This window comes from Gluconobacter wancherniae NBRC 103581 (assembly GCF_007988885.1).
In the GTDB taxonomy this organism is placed as follows: Bacteria; Pseudomonadota; Alphaproteobacteria; order Acetobacterales; family Acetobacteraceae; genus Gluconobacter; species Gluconobacter wancherniae.
The window spans coordinates 409,966-426,877 of sequence record NZ_BJUZ01000001.1 but is presented as its reverse complement, the minus strand read 5'-3'; the positions used below and the strand labels follow the sequence as shown (position 1 = coordinate 426,877).

General features: G+C 57.5%; 14 protein-coding genes. 4 read left to right on the top strand and 10 right to left on the bottom strand.

Features of this window, described 5'->3' with window-relative positions:
• Positions 1–15: 15 nt before the first annotated feature.
• Positions 16–1,047, top strand: a complete 1,032-nt coding sequence (locus GWA01_RS01910; protein WP_146793469.1) for an L-idonate 5-dehydrogenase — start codon at positions 16–18, stop codon at positions 1,045–1,047.
• Positions 1,048–1,050: 3 nt separating this feature from the next.
• Here the strand turns inward: GWA01_RS01910 and rodA are convergent, their stop codons facing one another.
• The 5 genes from rodA to GWA01_RS01885 form a co-directional block, all read right to left on the bottom strand.
• Complete coding sequence (gene rodA / locus GWA01_RS01905) at positions 1,051–2,223, bottom strand: rod shape-determining protein RodA (protein WP_186819426.1); 1,173 nt, start codon at positions 2,221–2,223, stop codon at positions 1,051–1,053.
• A gap of 10 nt (positions 2,224–2,233) precedes the next feature.
• The gene (gene mrdA / locus GWA01_RS01900; RefSeq protein WP_146793467.1) at positions 2,234–4,159 is read right to left on the bottom strand and encodes a penicillin-binding protein 2; all 1,926 of its coding nucleotides are present in this window, start codon (positions 4,157–4,159) and stop codon (positions 2,234–2,236) included.
• Between the two features lie 68 nt (positions 4,160–4,227).
• Positions 4,228–4,794: a hypothetical protein gene (locus tag GWA01_RS01895; protein WP_146793465.1), complete on the bottom strand. Its 567-nt coding sequence runs from the start codon at positions 4,792–4,794 to the stop codon at positions 4,228–4,230.
• 5 nt (positions 4,795–4,799) lie between these two features.
• The gene (gene mreC, locus GWA01_RS01890) at positions 4,800–5,741 is read right to left on the bottom strand and encodes a rod shape-determining protein MreC (RefSeq protein WP_146793463.1); all 942 of its coding nucleotides are present in this window, start codon (positions 5,739–5,741) and stop codon (positions 4,800–4,802) included.
• A gap of 19 nt (positions 5,742–5,760) precedes the next feature.
• Entirely contained in the window at positions 5,761–6,807 is a 1,047-nt protein-coding gene (locus GWA01_RS01885) for a rod shape-determining protein (RefSeq protein WP_146793461.1), read from the bottom strand.
• Between the two features lie 311 nt (positions 6,808–7,118).
• Between GWA01_RS01885 and GWA01_RS01880 the strand changes: the two genes are divergently transcribed.
• Entirely contained in the window at positions 7,119–7,373 is a 255-nt protein-coding gene (locus tag GWA01_RS01880) for a YMGG-like glycine zipper-containing protein (protein ID WP_146793459.1), read from the top strand.
• Positions 7,374–7,421: 48 nt separating this feature from the next.
• A complete protein-coding gene (locus GWA01_RS01875; protein ID WP_146793457.1) occupies positions 7,422–7,919 on the top strand; it encodes a hypothetical protein in 498 nt (165 codons plus the stop codon).
• Between the two features lie 24 nt (positions 7,920–7,943).
• On the opposite strand, the gene GWA01_RS01870 is transcribed toward GWA01_RS01875, so the two are convergent.
• The 3 genes from GWA01_RS01870 to GWA01_RS01860 form a co-directional block, all read right to left on the bottom strand.
• Positions 7,944–8,711 carry a sulfite exporter TauE/SafE family protein gene (locus GWA01_RS01870; RefSeq protein ID WP_146793455.1) on the bottom strand — a complete coding sequence of 256 codons (768 nt, stop codon included), beginning with the start codon at positions 8,709–8,711 and terminating at the stop codon, positions 7,944–7,946.
• 102 nt (positions 8,712–8,813) lie between these two features.
• Complete coding sequence (locus tag GWA01_RS01865; protein WP_146793453.1) at positions 8,814–10,388, bottom strand: 2-isopropylmalate synthase; 1,575 nt, start codon at positions 10,386–10,388, stop codon at positions 8,814–8,816.
• 205 nt (positions 10,389–10,593) lie between these two features.
• Positions 10,594–11,445, bottom strand: a complete 852-nt coding sequence (locus GWA01_RS01860) for an N-acetylmuramoyl-L-alanine amidase family protein (RefSeq protein ID WP_146793452.1) — start codon at positions 11,443–11,445, stop codon at positions 10,594–10,596.
• 555 nt (positions 11,446–12,000) lie between these two features.
• Here GWA01_RS01860 and GWA01_RS01855 point away from each other — a divergent pair.
• On the top strand, positions 12,001–14,820 hold the full coding sequence (locus tag GWA01_RS01855; protein ID WP_146793450.1) for an Rne/Rng family ribonuclease: 2,820 nt from the start codon (positions 12,001–12,003) through the stop codon (positions 14,818–14,820).
• A 181-nt stretch (positions 14,821–15,001) separates the two neighbouring features.
• On the opposite strand, the gene GWA01_RS01850 is transcribed toward GWA01_RS01855, so the two are convergent.
• Together GWA01_RS01850 and xseA are read right to left on the bottom strand one after the other, a co-directional pair.
• A complete protein-coding gene (locus tag GWA01_RS01850) occupies positions 15,002–15,358 on the bottom strand; it encodes a hypothetical protein (RefSeq protein ID WP_146793448.1) in 357 nt (118 codons plus the stop codon).
• 38 nt (positions 15,359–15,396) lie between these two features.
• Positions 15,397–16,887, bottom strand: a complete 1,491-nt coding sequence (gene xseA / locus GWA01_RS01845; protein WP_146793445.1) for an exodeoxyribonuclease VII large subunit — start codon at positions 16,885–16,887, stop codon at positions 15,397–15,399.
• Positions 16,888–16,912: the final 25 nt, after the last annotated feature.

The following is a 16,912-nucleotide window of genomic DNA, read 5'->3' as shown; positions in this document are numbered from 1 at the left end:
AGAGTGAGCCTGACAATGTCGTCCACCAACACAACCGAAGCCCTTGTCATTCATCACAAGGGAGACCTGCGCCTCGACAAGATCCCTCTCCCCGCACTCGAAGCCGGAACCGTCCGCATCCGGCCAGCATGGGGTGGCATATGCGGCTCTGACATGCACTATTTCCTTCATGGCGGCGTAGGAGCTTCTGTCCTGCGGGAGCCCATGGTCCTCGGGCATGAAGTTTCAGGCGTAGTGGAAGCCGTGGCGCCCGACGTGACCCGGTTCCATGCTGGTGAGGCAGTTGCCATTCATCCCGCCAAACCCTGCGGAACCTGCCCAGAATGTCTCCGCGGTGCCAGACACCTGTGCCGGAACATGCGCTTTTTCGGCAGCGCCGCACTCCTCCCCCACACAGGAGGCGGCTTCCGGCGGGAAATGATCGTGGATGCTTCGCAGCTTTATGCGCTGCCCCCCGGCCTTGACGTCCGCCGAGCCAGCATGGCGGAACCTTTCTCAGTCGCACTCCATGCCATCAGCCGTGCGGGCAATGTAGAAGGCCGGAAAATTCTGGTGCAGGGCGCAGGCCCCATCGGCGCACTGATAGTGGCGGGGCTTAAAATTGCCGGGGCCTCGGAAATCGTTGTAACGGACCTCCATGATTTCCCGCTCGAAATCGCACGAAAGCTCGGCGCTACGGCTACCTTCAATACCTCTCAGGCAGCGCATGAAGATGAATATGAAGTCGTCTTCGAAGCCACGGGAGTGATCTCAGCCCTACCAACAGCCATCGCCAGAACCCGCAAGGGCGGCATCCTTGTGCAGGTGGGAATATTCCCACCGGGCGATATCCCTGCGCCACTCGCTCAGATCATCTCCCGCGAACTGGATTACCGCGGCACATTCCGCTTTGATCTGGAATTTGGAGAAGCCCTTAATCTTCTTGCGAAAAACCACTGGATCGCAGATGGCCTGATCACCCACAGCTTTCCACTGGAACATTATCAGGACGCCTTCACAGCCTCGCTGGATCGAAAAACATCCTCCAAGGTCCTGCTGGAACTCTGAGGTTCAGCTGTCCTCATCCTCAAATCCTGGGTCCCGATCGTTTCGATGGACCCAGGATGAGAGCAGCAATCCAAACCCAAACATCATCGTCAACATCGCTGAGCCGCCATATGATATCAGCGGAAGCGGCACGCCCCCCACTGGGATCGCGCCCATAACCATTGAGAGATTGACAGCACAATACAGGAAAAAATCCATCGCAATCCCCAGTCCGAGCAATCGCCCGAACTGGTTTCGGCTACGGAGCGCAATGAGCATGCCACCAAGCGTGATAAGGCACAGCAGGCCTATGACTGCGATCCCACCGGCATAACCCCATTCTTCCCCGATCATGGTGAAAATGAAGTCCGTCTGCTTTTCAGGAAGAAAATTCAGCTGACCCTGACTGCCATGCAGATAGCCCTCGCCCCACATACCACCAGACCCGAGCGCAATTTTGGACTGGATAATATTATATCCAGCGCCGAGCGGATCATGCTCCGGATGAAGGAACGTATCGATCCGGGCCTTCTGATAATCATGAAGATGCGCGTAAACAAATTTACCCAAAAACGGGATTGGCGCGACCAAAATTAAAATTTGCCAAAGCCGCATTCCTGCTGCGAAAAACAGGGTCGCGCCAATCACACCAATGATGGTGGCGGTACCCAGATTAGGTTCTTTTAATACCAGCACGACCGGCAGAAGCGTCAGGATTGCAGGCGGGATCAGGCGCAACGGATTGCCCATGCGTTCATTGCCAATGCGGTGAAACCACGTTGCCAAAGCAAGAACGAGCGCAATCTTTGCAAATTCGGAAGGCTGAAACTGCATTCCAGCCAGATTGATCCATCGCTCAGCCCCCTTGCCCACATGCCCCATGCGCAACACCAGCGCGAGCAAGGTGATGGACATCAGGTACACAGGCACAGACAACAATCGCAGAATACGCGGACTGACGAGCGCGACCGCGATCATCATCACAAGCCCAAAGCCAAAACGCACCATCTGCGGCGCAGCAAACGGCTTGGCTGAACCGCCACCCGCAGAATACAGCGCAATATAGCCAACCCCGGCCAGTGCGCAGATCAGCAACACATAAAGCCAGTTGATCTGTAAAAGCCGTGCCAATGGACGAAAATCAGGTTCCGCCCGCAGCAGCCGCTTTTCAGATTTCAGAAGACCGAAATCATTCATCCTGTGCCTTTCAACCGGGCTCGGGTCCAGCCTGCGCCACGGTCTGACCCGGCGGACGAGACTGGTTTGACGGATCACGCATGAGCGTATCGGTCATTATGAGTTTGGCCAGAGGCGCCGCTTCGTCGGCACCGGCATTTCCATGCTCCACCACAATAGAGACTGCATATCGTGGCTCATCATACGGGGCAAAACAGATGAACAATGCATGGGGCCGGTACTCCCATGGAAGGTCCATGGAATTAAAATGACCGGACTCACGAAGCGCACGCGATACACGACGAACCTGCGCCGAGCCCGTCTTTCCCGCCATCTGAACATTGGGCAAGTCCAGCCTGGCCTTCGGCGCCGAACCATGCTGTTCATTAACCACAGCGAACATGCCGCCCCGAACAACATCCAGATGCTCGGACGGAATATCCAGTGGTGGAGCAACATCCAGGCTGGCCTGCGATGAAAGCGTGTCGTTTATAGCGCGCAGCAGGTGTGGCTGGACGTTCCGACCCGAGGCAATACGCGAAACATAAGTGGCAAGTTCAAGTGGCGTCACCTGAACGAAGCCCTGCCCTATACCCGCATTCACGGTATCACCACCGTTCCAGTGAAAACCATGCTCGCGCCGCCAGTCAGGCGTGGGGATCAACCCTGCCCGTACATGAGGCAGTTCAACACCCAGCTTTACACCCAACCCCATAGTGTTGCCGACCGCCTTGATAGGGTCCATGCCGCAGCGGCGTGCAGTCTCATAAAAAAAGACGTCACAGGAATATTTCAGAGCCTCGCGCATATTGATCATGCCGTGCCCCCAGCGGTTCCAGCAATGGAAACGCACGCCGCCCATATCAAAGTAACCAGGGCAGTTAAAACGGTCCTGCGCCGTAACTGCACCCGATTGTAAAGCAGCCATTGCAACAGCCGGCTTGAAAGTCGAACCCGGCGGATAAACCCCCGAAACGGCCTTATCTACCAAGGGTGTGCGTGGATCCTTGTTCCACTCGTCCCACTGCGCATGGCTCACGCCGGAATCAAAGAGTGATGGATCAAACGAGGGTGTACTGACCATCGCCAGAATTTCGCCGTTGCGACAGTCCATCACAACCGAACTCGCAACCCGGTCTCCAAGACGCTCCAGAACCTGCTGCTGCAGCACGGCATCAAGCGTCAGATGAACATTATCGCCCTGCTCCCCCTCCTCGCGATCGATCTCACCGATGACACGCCCAACCGCATTAACCTCCATCTCCACAGAGCCAGGTTGTCCCCGCAGCACAGCCTCCTGCGTCTGCTCAATCCCGGCGCGCCCGACGCGCATACCAGGCAGAGAGAGTGTGGTGTCCTTTGCGACGTCATCCTCATTGGGAGGCGCTACATATCCGACGATATGCGCCATCAGTTCCTTCATAGGATAAAGGCGCGTTGAGCCGACATCCACCAGCACACCCGGCAAGGAAGGCGCATTCAGCTCAATGCGCGCCATGTCGTCCCAGGACAAAAACTCATGGAGCGTAACGGGCACATATTTGTGCAGATGCCGAAGATCGCGCTCAATCCGCGCACGATCATGCTCATCCAGCGGCACGATCTGGGAAAAGCGCTCAATGACGGCTGGAATATCAGTCGTTTCTTCAGGCATGAGCAACGCACGCCAACTGACCTTGTTATCCGCGAGCGGAATGCCGAAGCGGTCATGAACCGGCCCACGCGCAGGGGCAAGAAGGCGTTTGCTGGTACGATTACGTTCAGCAAGCTGACGGAGATGCCCGCCGTCTACCACCTGCAAATTGTAAAGACGTCGTCCCAGCGTTCCCAGAACACCAGCCTGCACCGCCATGACAAGCAGCGCACGGCGCGTAAAAACGCCCCGCCCTGAACGTACAGGTTCGGCCGGGCGCCCGAGACGCGACACTTTGCGGGAAGATCGACGCTTGAAAAACATCGTTTGAGGCGTTCAGGGTCCGAAATACGTGGCGTGGATTCGCGCGGATGCCTTAGTGGAACGAACCGTCAGGCCTGATCCGGGTTGGCAAAGGTGCGACGACCCCAGACGAACAGCGCGCTCAGCGAGGGATAGATACCCACTGTCAGCGCAGCCTGAAAGAGGCTTGGCACCGGAGACAATAGCGCAAATGCATGCAGACATACGAGTGCCCATTCAAAAAATGAGCCCGTCAATGCAAGTGCCGCGAATATTAACCACCCCGCAACAAACCCGATCTGGGACAGGCCATAACGCCAATTACTGGCAACTCCATACGTCACCAAAAGCCAGAAAAGGACTGCACCCGGCGGCCCTGAACTGAAAATTTCGAGCACCAACCCACAGAAAAATACAGCAATCGCAGGCATTGATCGGGGTCGATTGGCTGCCCAGAACCAGACGGTACTGACGGCGAGACCGAACTGCAATTCTTCCTGTCCTGGAAGACCGAAAGGCGCCGAGAGCAGAACAGTGCAGATAATAATGAACAGCGACGGCATCGCTGCGCGGACGAGAGCATCCAGACGCCGCTTCAGTGTCGGATTCGGCTCAACGGCGGAGTGTAGGTGTGGCGTTGATTTTTCAGCGACCATTGCCTCTACTCTTGCCCTGATCCTAAAGCCGGAACCGTACCTGCGCCACTTCCAAGCAATTCAGGCAAATGCAATCCAGACGGCACCGCGATATCAGGCAACTTCTTGACGCGAACACGCCCGGGCGCATCAGGCGCAGTAGCACCCTCATCGCCATAATCAAAGACACGCACGATATCCAGCCGCCCCAGATCTGCATCAGGCAAGACCACAGGCCGCCCAGGCGCAAGATAATGCACCGTGCCAACCGGCAGACCACCAGGCATTTCGTTCTGCCCGCGCGTCTCCACGCGCTCTCCCTCCACGGGATGATGATCCTGCGGATAGAATAGCAGCCTTGGATTGACTGTATCGTCGCCTGCCATGATCGCATCCGCGTGCGATACCGCGAGCGTCACCGGTATACGGCTGGCATCATCGCTGATGAGAAGCACACGCACCGTATGCGGCCCGATCTCCGTCACTCGCCCGAGCAGACCCGCAGCATCCAGTGCTACATCCCCTGCCCGGACCTGATGTCCACTGCCGACATCCAGCAGAACAGCCCGCGAGTAGGGGCCACCGTCATCACGTGTCACACGCCCGGTCACATATTGCGGCACCGCTTCTGGAATCCAGTGCAGGCTGTTCTTAAGGCGGCCATTCTCGGCAGCCAGCGCCACGGCAACATCATACCAATGCCGTAATCCACGGTTTTCATCACGAAGCCGGGCGTTTTCCCGCGCAAGATCCGTCGCACCGCGCAGATCCGTCATCCATGCAATCACATGCTCCTGCGGCACCACCAGTGCATGATAGGCAGGCGCGAGCATATCCGCAGCCACAAGGCGCACGCTCTCAACTACCGGACGACGGACCTGCCCAAGAAGAACAAGCCCCACCGCCAGCAGGATCAGGACCGGCAGAATAGCTCTTGAAAGCACCTGCCTGGCATGAATTGAAAACATCCCGCCTTGGAATTTCCGATCAGTACATGCTGCTCAGGACACTGCGCAGACGACGCATTTCCTCAAGAGCACGCCCCGTGCCCAGAGCAACACAGGAAAGCGCATTCTCGGCCACAGTAACCGGCAGGCCCGTCGCATTGCGCAACACATCATCCAGACGATAGAGCAACGCGCCACCACCTGAGAGCACAATCCCCTTGTCCACGATATCCGCCGCAAGTTCAGGGGGGGTGTTTTCAAGCGCCGTCGTAACGGCATCAACAATATGACTAACGGGCTCGGCCAGACTTTCAGCAATCTGCGCCTGACTGACCAACACTTCGCGCGGCACGCCGTTAATCAGATCGCGTCCCTTGATTTCCTTGATCGGGCCAGGATCATTGGGATCATCAGGCATCATTGCAGCACCAAGCTCGATCTTGATGCGCTCGGCCGAACTCTCGCCAACCAGCAGATTATAGGTACGGCGAATATAGGCGATAATCGCATCGTCCATCTTATCGCCACCCACTCGGGCCGAACGGGCATACACGATGCCACCAAGGGAAATGACTGCCACTTCCGTCGTACCACCACCGATATCGACGATCATGCTGCCTGAAGGTTCCGTCACCGGAAGACCCGCACCAATTGCAGCGGCCATCGGTTCTTCGATCAGAAGGACCTTGCGCGCGCCGGCGCTCTCCGCACTCTCCTGAATCGCACGGCGCTCAACGGCGGTGGAACCCGACGGAACACAGATAATGATTTGAGGGCTGGCAAACATGCGCCGGTTATGAACCTTGCGAATGAAATGCTTGATCATCTCTTCCGCAACTTCAAAATCCGCAATGACGCCATCACGCAGCGGGCGGATCGCTGTGATGTTGCCAGGGGTACGGCCAACCATCTGCTTGGCTTCGTTGCCAACGGCAAGGACCTGCTTTTTGCCACGCACATCGGCGATCGCAACAACGGACGGTTCATCAAGCACGATGCCCCGGCCCTTGACGTAAACCAGCGTGTTGGCAGTGCCGAGGTCGATCGCCATGTCGGCAGACATGAGACCCAGCAGACGAGAAAACATCCAAAACTCCTGGCACGGCTTCCGCACTAGCGGAACTGACATTACAATATAACTTGGTTACGGCACATAGTGATGGACCGACGCATGCGCCGAGGGATTAAAGGGGCACGGCCCGTTCAGCAAGGGCGGAAGCGCATCAACGATATGCAATTTCGTGCCATTTTTCTTTATGACACAGAAAAAAATTGCACCAAGCCGCAATCCCGCCACCGTTCGGTCACGTTCTACGCGTTCCACTGCTTTGTTTTCCGCTCCGATGACGGATGTCGCAGGAGCCGGAAAGCAGATCATTTTCTTCAGGACCTTTTACGATGACCAGAACACAGACTCCCCGCATCATCGCAGCCCTCTCTCTTTGCGGCGCACTTCTCGCAGGTTGCGGAAGCCCGTATGACAGCGGCGCGCGTGCTGGTTCCGGCGCATTGATCGGCGCTGGCGGCGGCGCAGCCATCGGCGCCCTCGCTGGCGGTGGACGCGGCGCCCTTATCGGTGCACTTGCAGGTGGCGGCACGGGTGCAGCCGTTGGCGCTGCAACTACGCCAAACCGACCCAATAACGGCTACTGATACGCAATGCGCATCTGAAGCCTCATGCTTTGCTCAAGGACCTCTGACATGACCCGCCTCTTTTCGGCCCCTCTTCTTCGTGGAACCGCCATGATCGGCGCTCTCGCAACCGCCCTCACCCTTGGTGGTTGTGAAGGCAATTACGATCCAGGTTCACGCGCACTGGGTGGCGGTCTGCTTGGTGGCGGGACAGGCGCAGCAATCGGCGCACTTGCTGGTGGCGGGCGCGGTGCTGCCATAGGTGCGCTTGCTGGTGGCGTGCTTGGTGCAGGCGCAGGTGCCGTCACAACCCCCAACCGCCCTGGAAATCAGGGCGGCTATTACAACGGGAACGGCGGCTACAATCAGCAACAATACCCGCAGGGACAGCAATACCCCCAGCAGGGCTATGCCACACCAAGCTATCCGCAGGGCCAGCAGCCATATCCATGCCAGCAGGCACCAAACGGTGCCTATCCGGCAAACTGCTACCCGCCACAGCAACAGAGAGGCTACCCTCAACAGGGTTATCCTCAGGGCAATTACCCAGGTCAGGGCGGCTACTAAGACACGCCCCTCCGGATGGTCACATCAGATCATCCGGAGACCAATGATCGCGAGCAGAATACCCAGAAACCAGCGCTGGATATCCTCCCGAACTACCCCTGCACACCAGGTCCCCAGCAGAATGCCTGGTATTGATCCTGCGAGCAGCCGCACCAGAACACCAAAATCAGTCGTCCCCTCAACCCAGTGCCCGCCTCCGGCAATGAGGGTCAGCGGCACCGCATGTGCGATATCTGTCGCAACAAGAACACGCGTTGAGACCATCGGATACAAAATGACGAGCGCTGCCATCCCAACAGCCCCCGCACCCACCGATGACATGGTCACCATAATACCGAGCACGAGCCCCATCAGGACCGTGAGCATATTGACGGTTGCCGGTTTAAGCGGCTCGCGGCGACTGGCCCAGAGCTGAAGTTTCGGGCGGAACAGCACGGCAGGAGCTGTCATCAGCAGGCACACACCCAGCGATTCCTGCACCAGACGTCCTGAAATCGGCGAGGTTCCCAGATGGTGAAGGAGCATCAGGCAGAATACTGCGCCAGGCACACTGCCCGCCATCAGCCACCCCACGATACTCCACTGCACCGTCCCAAGACGCCCGTTGAGAGACGTCCCGACAATTTTGGTAACAGCTGCATAAATCAGATCCGTGCCGACTGCGGACTGCGGCTTGACCCCAAAAAGCAGAATAAGCAGCGGCGTCATGAGCGAACCGCCGCCGACCCCGGTCATACCAACGAGAAAACCGACAAGAAGGCCGGAAATGGAATAAAGCCATGAATGCGGCATAGATCTGCCCTTTGATTTCGAACAGAAACCATAGCCACGAGACAGGCTTTGTCCAGAAGAACGGGAACGCCAGACAGCGTTCCCGGGTCAATGAATTATGCTTCAGGAAACAAGCGCTTCAGGCTCTGTTCGCTCGCGCTTCGTCAGAAGCTTGTTCAGAGCATGAATATAAGCCCGAACAGCCGAAACAACCGTATCAGAATCAGCTCCCTGACCGTCAACGAGCTTACCGTTTTCCAGCAGACGCACCGTCGTACGCGCCTGCGCATCCGTTCCTTCCGTAACGTTCGCTACGGAAAACAGTGCCAGCGTAGCGGTATGCGGGAACGCTTCGCCAATCGCACGGAATGCAGCATCAACAGGCCCATTCCCACTAACGGCAGCATACTGGATCGCACCATCGACGCTGATTTCCAGCTTCACGCGTGCTGACTCTTTCGTGCCAGCAGTCAGTTCCAGCGATACCAGATGGATACGGTCATGATCGCGGCTTTCATCATCCACCAGTTCCCGGATGTCGTCGTCGAACACCACCTTCTTGCGATCAGCAAGATCCTTGAAACGCGCGAACGCCGCGTTCAGGGCTTCTTCCTCCAGAACGGGATATCCCATGGATGCCAGCTTGTCGCGGAAAGCCGCACGGCCCGAATGCTTGCCCATCACAAGCGATGTCTTGTTCCAGCCTACGCTCTCAGGCGTCATGATTTCATAGGTCGCAGCGTTCTTCAGGATACCATCCTGATGGATGCCACTCTCATGTGCGAATGCATTACGCCCGACGATCGCCTTGTTTGGCTGGACGTCAAAGCCAGTAATCGTGGCCAGCATGCGCGACATGCTCAGCAGCTTTGTCGTCTCAATGCCCGTCACACGGTTATACTGATCGTGGCGGGTCCGCAAAGCCATGACGATTTCTTCAAGAGCCGCATTGCCGGCGCGCTCACCAATGCCATTGATCGTACATTCGATCTGACGCGCCCCCCCCTCGACGGACGCCAGGGTATTCGCAACGCCCAACCCCAGATCATTATGATTATGCGCTGAAAAAATAACCTTATCCGCACCTGGAACACGCTCCATCAGCATCTTGAAGATGGCGCGCATTTCTTCTGGCGTCGCAAACCCTACTGTATCGGGAATATTGATGGTGTTCGCACCATTGCGGATCGCAACTTCCACACAGCGGCACAGAAAATCAGGATCGGTGCGGGAGCCATCTTCAGCAGACCACTCGACATCGTCCGTATACTGGCGTGCCTTCTGATTACCCGACGCAATGATCTCCAGAACCGTCTCCGGCTCCATCCGCAGCTTGTATTTCATATGCAGCGGAGAGGTAGAGATAAAGTTATGGATCCGGGAGCGCTCAGCTTTTTTCAGGGCATCACCAGCGGCCTCGATATCGCGACGGCCACCACTGCGCGCCAGACCACAGATCACAGAACCGCGGACTTCTTCCGCAATACGGCGCACACTCTCGAAATCACCCTCTGAGGCGACCGGGAAGCCAGCCTCGATAACATCAACACCAAGACCGCTCAGCGCATGCGCCATCCGCAGCTTCTCTTCGATATTCATTGAGAAGCCGGGAGACTGCTCGCCGTCACGCAGGGTGGTATCGAAGATGATGACGCGATCGTCGGCCATATTGCCGAAAGAAGGATGCTGAAAAGTCATGTCGTGGTCGTCTCGCTGTTCAGGGTAAATGTTAGTCTGTCATCCCCTGAACGCAACGGAGCGCTGCCCGCCAATAAGGAGGCGTTCAGGGGCTAATAAGTCGAAGCGAGAGGACCTGAAAGAACGTCATAGGGCGGGAAAATGTCTGATTCTTGCGCACAAAGCAACCCGCGCATTCCATAAATATGGATGCAAAAAACGCTGGTCAGCCCGTCATTGTTGCTGGTTGAGTGGCAAAGTAACGGTCAACTGCGGATTTCATCGCACTGGCCACCTGCGTTCGATGCACTGCCTGCCGAAGCGCGGCCTCATCCAGACGGTTGGACATAAAACCCATTTCAACCAATACGGACGGAATTTCGGAAGATTTCAGTACGACGAAAGCCGCATGCCGTGACGGATGCGTCAACAGACCGATACGACTGCGGAATGCACCCACCACACTCGATGCCATATGTGCAGAGCCCCGACGCGTTTCTTCGGAAACAAGACTTGAGAGTATCTGCTGCACATCCGGTGACATGCCATGAAACGCGGGGCCGGCGAACCTGTCCGCGCTATTTTCCCGTCGCGCCAGTGACTCGGTCTGCGCATCAGAAGCACCGCTTGAAAGGGTGTAGACACTCGCACCACGCACATCCCGGTCATGCAAGGCATCAGCGTGCATGGATATAAAAAGATGTGCCTGATGATTCTGTGCCATCTCAACCCGCCCCTCAAGCGGAATGAAACGGTCTTCAGAACGCGTAAGAGCAACGCGATACCGACCTGAAGCAAGAAGCTGACGCTGAAGCTCACTCGCCGCAGCTTCCGCTATATGCTTCTCATAAGTTCCTGAAACACCGATTGCACCTGGGTCTTTTCCCCCATGCCCCGGATCAAGCATGACCAATGGCTTGAGTGGCGCTGCACCTCTATGGACTACAGGTGCAGAGAGCTTTTTTCGGGCAGGCGATATTGTATGGGAATGTGGCGCAAGCCTATGGGCCAGCGCCTCTGCCGGGAGCAGCGCCGAAAGGCCGGAAACTCCACCAACCACACTGCGTCGCGTCAGCATTGACCCTGCGTCCCCACATTAATCAGACACGGCTATTATGCCAGCTGTTATGCATAGGATGGAACCGTGTCTTAAACATGGCAACCCGCAGGCTGGCATCCGCAGAAAACCACTGCTTGCCATGACCTGATATTTCCGCCATCCTTGTGTTCAAGGGACCTGAGAGTGCGACCCGATCTGTGTGCAGCCAATCCTTCGCACACATCCTTCCCGCCTCCACTTTCCGAGCCGTGACGACCCATCGTTTGACGCGTGTGCGACGTAAATATCGCAGCGGGTCCTGATCGGGATGCTCCGGCACAGTCCGACTTGCCCGGCCGCGTTCCAACGCTGTGCTGGCCATGTTTTTCAATCCGGCCCCTCGCAAGGTCCGGATCACATAACTCAGGGGCCGAATGTCATTAGACATGATTGCAGTCTGGAGCCGCAGAAACACGGGACAGAACATGTCTCGCCGCTGCGCATTCCGCCTGCACGGTCCTCTGCTCCCTATAAAATTTCGCGCCCCGTCCCGCAGAAAATGCCGCACGGATGCGCCGTGGAGTTCATTATTTCATGACCAAGCGTATGCTCATCGACACCACACATGCGGAAGAAACCCGCGTAGTGGTCATGGATGGTGACCGCGTCGAAGATTACGACGTCGAGACATCTTCCAAGAAGCAACTCAAAGGCAACATTTACCTTGCCAAAGTCATTCGCGTAGAGCCGAGTCTTCAGGCCGCCTTCGTCGAATATGGCGGCAACCGTCACGGCTTTCTTGCCTTCAGCGAAATTCATCCGGATTACTTCCAGATCCCGGTTGCAGACCGCGAAAAGCTGATTGCCCTGCAGGAAGAAGAACTGGCGATAGACCATCGCAACGAATCTTCCGAAGACAACAGCCACCACGAGCATCAGCCTTCGGACGAAACTGAGGAATCAGACAACGAAGACCGCCGCAGCCCGGAAACCGTCGGTGGCGAGCATGACACAGGCGAAGAAGGTGCAGCCTCGCGCCGCACAGCCCGCTTCCTGCGCAACTACAAAATCCAGGAAGTCATCCGTCGCCGTCAGGTGATTCTGGTGCAGGTCGTCAAGGAAGAACGCGGCAACAAGGGCGCTGCCCTCACCACATACATCTCCCTGGCCGGTCGTTATTGCGTCCTGATGCCCAATGCCCTTCGTGGTGGTGGCGTCTCCCGCAAGATTACTTCCGACTCAGACCGTCGCCGTCTACGTGACATCATTTCCGAGCTGGACCTTCCGCGCTCGATGGCAATGATCGTTCGTACAGCCGGCGCAGGTCGCCCGGGCCCGGAAGTCGTTCGTGATTGCGAATATCTTCTGCAGCTCTGGGACGACATCCGCAGCCACGCGCTATCTTCCGTAGCGCCTGCGCTCGTTTATGAAGAAGCAAGCCTCATCAAGCGCGCAATCCGCGATCTGTTCTCCAAGGACATTGAAGACATCACCATTGATGGTGAGTCGGCATGGAAGAGCGCGCGTGAATTCATGCGCCTGCTCATGCCGCACAACGCCAACAAGGTTAAGCTCTGGCAGAACCGCGGACAGGGCCTGTTCTCACGCTATAATGTCGAAGGCCATCTGGACGCGATGTTCTCGCCGACAGCACAGCTCAGATCTGGTGGCTATCTGGTCATCAACCAGACCGAAGCTCTGGTTGCCATTGATGTAAACTCCGGCAAGTCCACCGCGCAGCGCAACATCGAAGAGACGGCCCTGCGCACAAACCTCGAAGCTGCCGAAGAAGTCGCACGCCAGCTGCGTCTGCGTGACCTCGCAGGTCTTGTCGTGATCGATTTCATCGACATGGAAAGCCGCCGTCACAACGCACAGGTTGAAAAGCGCCTCAAGGACGCGCTGCGCTCGGATCGTGCGCGTATCCAGGTTGGCCACATCTCGCATTTCGGCCTTCTCGAAATGTCGCGCCAGCGCCTGCGTCCATCAATCTCCGAAGCAGTTCTTACACCTTGCCCACACTGTCAGGGCACTGGCTTTGTCCGCGGAACCGAGAGCACTGCACTGCACGTTCTGCGCGCCGTCGATGAAGAAGGTGCAAAACAGCGTGCCGCCGAGATCGAGGTGCATGTCGCTTCAGGAATCGCGCTTTACATTCTCAACAACAAGCGTTCCTGGCTTGCCGAGATTGAACAACGTCATCGCATGCAGGTCATCTTCCGTGCTGACGACAACCTGCCGCACTCCGAACTCCGCATCGAGCGCCTGAGCCCACAGACGCCAGCGCCGGTTCGCACACCAGAAAACGTCCGAGCCATCGAGATCATCGAAGACGTGGCCCCACTCGCCGCGCCAGTTGAGATCATGGAGCAGGACGTCGCCGAGCCCGCCGCTAACCAGTTCACATCGGAGCAGACAGCTACCGAGGAAGAAAATGGGAATGGCCGTCGCCGTCGTCGTCGTCGTCGTCGCGGTGGTCGTCGTGATCATGAGCAGAACGATACGGCAGTGTCTGGTGAGCATGAGATCGCTTCGGAACAACCAGAAGTTTCCAGCAACGCTACGGCACCGGAAGCTGATGGTGAAACCTCCGAAACCGGCCTCATCCCAGGACGTCGCCGGACACGTTTCAAGCGTGCACAACGCGACACGGATGCCGAGGAAGGCGTAACTGTCGAAAACGAAGTCGTGGCAGCCACTCCGGAACCTGCATCTGCCCCCGTAGAGCAGAACCGCAACCGTCGTCCGGATCGCTACAATAATAGCAACCGTCCGGCACAGCCCCCTCGCCAGGAACGTCGTGAGGCACCGCAGCGTGCTTATAACGGTCCGACACCAGCAGATCCGTTCGGCGGTAGCTTCGACATCTTTGATGTCATTGAGCAGGCTGAACTGAATCAGGTTCCGGCGCCGCTCAAGGCTGCAGCAAAGGCGGTAAAAGCCGAGCAGTCGCTGATCACCTCAGCGCCTGTCGTGGACGAGGCCATCGAAGCAGTTGTCGAAGCCATGGTCTCCGAAGAAGCCCCTCCGAAGCCAAAGCGTGGTCGCCCCCGCAAGGTACGTCCGGCAGAGCCCGAGATCGCCAAGGCCGTTGAAGCCCCGGTTTCTGAGCCAGCCACGGTCGAGACGCCTGTCGAGGACGCTCCAGCAAAGCCGGCGCGTCGTCCACGCCGCAGCACAAAGGCTGCTGCGCCTGCAACGACGGAAGAAACTGCGCCAGTCGAAGCTGTTGCTGAGCCAGTTGTAGCCGAAGCTACAGAGGAAAAGCCGGTCAAGAAAACGCGTGGGCGCCGCCCGCGTGCTGCTGACAAGGCTAAGGCAACAGATGCCGCTGATGATGGTAATGTCATCCAGCCCATCAATGTTGATGAAGCTGCTCCCGCAAAGCGTCGCGTAGGTTGGTGGAACCGCTAACCTTCGCTGCCATATCGGGCACCAAAAAGCCGGCCGGATCATTCCGGTCGGCTTTTTTTATCAATTCAGTTTATTCTAAATTCAGCCCACGGTGCATCAGACTTGGACATCATCCAGCAAGAACGCTGAAGGCACGAAGAACAGCAACCCGTTACAGCACGACTAATAATTCAACAGACGATCAGCGACAGACGCTGCGATTGCCGTTTGCCGCAATGAAAGTGCCCGTTAACGGGTCAAAGCAGGCGTTCCGAGGGCAGGTTCCAGACGTGGCCAGACTTTGGGTGTAAACCACGGCGCCCGTCTGCATTGCTTCACGAAGCGCACTTCCACAGAGCGGTGTGTTTGCCGGAGCTGAAGGATCATTCAGGAGCTTTTTTTCTTCCGGCGCCGCAGTATCTTCCGCAAGACCAGGCGCGAAATCCTGTGGCGGGATTTTAGGATGCGCTCCCTGGGCCTGCTGCGGCGGTGCAGCAGGCTGGTCGGAACACGCCGCAAGAAGCGGAAGGATAGCAAGGCTCAGCCAGATCGGACGCATGCAGACTCCGGTAGACAGATCGAAAAGACGAAAAGATTTCATAACCCAAGATCGCCCTGAGACGTGAGGGGATCGAGTCTTGCACCTCGCTCTCCATCGGCAAAGGACAGCACAACGCGTCCATTTGGCGGCCTTGCATCAGCACGGGTTACGGGGCGACCATTCGCATCCTGCACCAGCGCATAGCCGCGCCTGAGTACGGCCTGCGGCGAGACGGCCTCCAGATGGGCGCCCAGCCCCTCTACCCGCGCTTTCTGCAAACGGATCGCAGAATATAGTGTTTCAGGTGTAAGACGCTGCCGCTCCACTCGTAGTGCCTGCTGCTGAACAGTCTGGTTCACCGCACCATCGAGCCCGCGGGCTGCGGTAATCAGGAAGGCGCGCTTGCGTTCGATCTGCAATTCAGGAGACGGGATTACCAAGGCACTCAGGCGTGCCTTTCGCCGTCCAATGATAAGATCGGGTCCCGGCAGATATCGCCCAGGAGCATCCAGCATCGCCCTGAGCCGCAAAACATACCCCGGCAAAGCAAGCTCCAGACGCTGCCCCCGATCATCCAGGCGCATCCTCGCCGTATCAAGCAACCCCGGCAGGTCCGGAAGCCTAGACGCCGCCTGATCAAGTCTGGCTTTCGCGGTCTGCATAATGCGTGACAAACCGCCCGTCAGACGAGCGGTACGGTGCGCGAGATCGGCAACCAGTTCGGATCGAAGTGGTACGGCCATCTCAGCAGCAGCAGTAGGAGTCGGGGCACGACGATCAGAGACAAGATCGATCAGTGTCGTGTCAGTCTCATGCCCAACAGCCGAGATCAACGGGATCGGACATGCAGCTACGGCGCGCAGCACGCGCTCATCATTGAAGGCCATGAGGTCTTCAAGGGAGCCGCCACCACGTGCCACGATCAACACATCCGGGCGGCGCGGCCCCCGAACAGACATTCCTTCAATAGCTGCCGCAATCTGGGCTGCCGCTCCCTCGCCTTGCACAGCAACAGGCCACAAAAGGACATCACGCGGAAAGCGTCGCTCTATGGTCGTGCGAATATCATGTAAAACTGCGCCTGAACGCGATGTGATGACACCCACAAGCGTAGGAAGAAACGGAATATCCTTCTTGCGGTCGCCATCGAACAATCCCTCTTCAAGAAGCCGCTTACGGAGGCGTTCGATATTCGCGAGGAGCGCCCCCTCGCCGGCAAACTCCATGCGTTCGATGACAAGCTGATAGCTCGACCGCTCGCCATAGGCAGAAACGCGACCTGTCGCGATGACTTCGTTGCCATTCTCCGGTGCCAGACCCAGCCGCGAAACGCTCCCGCGCCAGATCACCCCCGCAATCTTGCCGCCCTCATCCTTGAGAGACAGATATACGTGTCCTGACGGGTAACGCTTGAGCTCCGTAATCTCCCCCCGAACACGGACACGCCCGAATCCACTCTCCAGAGTGCGTTTGATCGCCCCAGAGATCTCGGAAACCGAATATTGCGGCACATTCCCGCGTGCAGATGCGGCATCACTCTCCATCATGCGCCCAGTCTATGCTACGCACGCG

Excerpts from the sequence above, each read along its gene's own strand:
- GWA01_RS01910 (WP_146793469.1), top strand. The coding sequence starts at position 16 with ATGTCGTCCACCAACACAACCGAAGCCCTTGTCATTCATCACAAGGGA.
- rodA (WP_186819426.1), bottom strand. The coding sequence starts at position 2,223 with ATGAATGATTTCGGTCTTCTGAAATCTGAAAAGCGGCTGCTGCGGGCG.
- mrdA (WP_146793467.1), bottom strand. The coding sequence starts at position 4,159 with ATGTTTTTCAAGCGTCGATCTTCCCGCAAAGTGTCGCGTCTCGGGCGC.
- GWA01_RS01895 (WP_146793465.1), bottom strand. The coding sequence starts at position 4,794 with ATGGTCGCTGAAAAATCAACGCCACACCTACACTCCGCCGTTGAGCCG.
- mreC (WP_146793463.1), bottom strand. The coding sequence starts at position 5,741 with ATGTTTTCAATTCATGCCAGGCAGGTGCTTTCAAGAGCTATTCTGCCG.
- GWA01_RS01885 (WP_146793461.1), bottom strand. The coding sequence starts at position 6,807 with ATGTTTTCTCGTCTGCTGGGTCTCATGTCTGCCGACATGGCGATCGAC.
- GWA01_RS01880 (WP_146793459.1), top strand. The coding sequence starts at position 7,119 with ATGACCAGAACACAGACTCCCCGCATCATCGCAGCCCTCTCTCTTTGC.
- GWA01_RS01875 (WP_146793457.1), top strand. The coding sequence starts at position 7,422 with ATGACCCGCCTCTTTTCGGCCCCTCTTCTTCGTGGAACCGCCATGATC.
- GWA01_RS01870 (WP_146793455.1), bottom strand. The coding sequence starts at position 8,711 with ATGCCGCATTCATGGCTTTATTCCATTTCCGGCCTTCTTGTCGGTTTT.
- GWA01_RS01865 (WP_146793453.1), bottom strand. The coding sequence starts at position 10,388 with ATGACTTTTCAGCATCCTTCTTTCGGCAATATGGCCGACGATCGCGTC.
- GWA01_RS01860 (WP_146793452.1), bottom strand. The coding sequence starts at position 11,445 with ATGCTGACGCGACGCAGTGTGGTTGGTGGAGTTTCCGGCCTTTCGGCG.
- GWA01_RS01855 (WP_146793450.1), top strand. The coding sequence starts at position 12,001 with ATGACCAAGCGTATGCTCATCGACACCACACATGCGGAAGAAACCCGC.
- GWA01_RS01850 (WP_146793448.1), bottom strand. The coding sequence starts at position 15,358 with ATGCGTCCGATCTGGCTGAGCCTTGCTATCCTTCCGCTTCTTGCGGCG.
- xseA (WP_146793445.1), bottom strand. The coding sequence starts at position 16,887 with ATGATGGAGAGTGATGCCGCATCTGCACGCGGGAATGTGCCGCAATAT.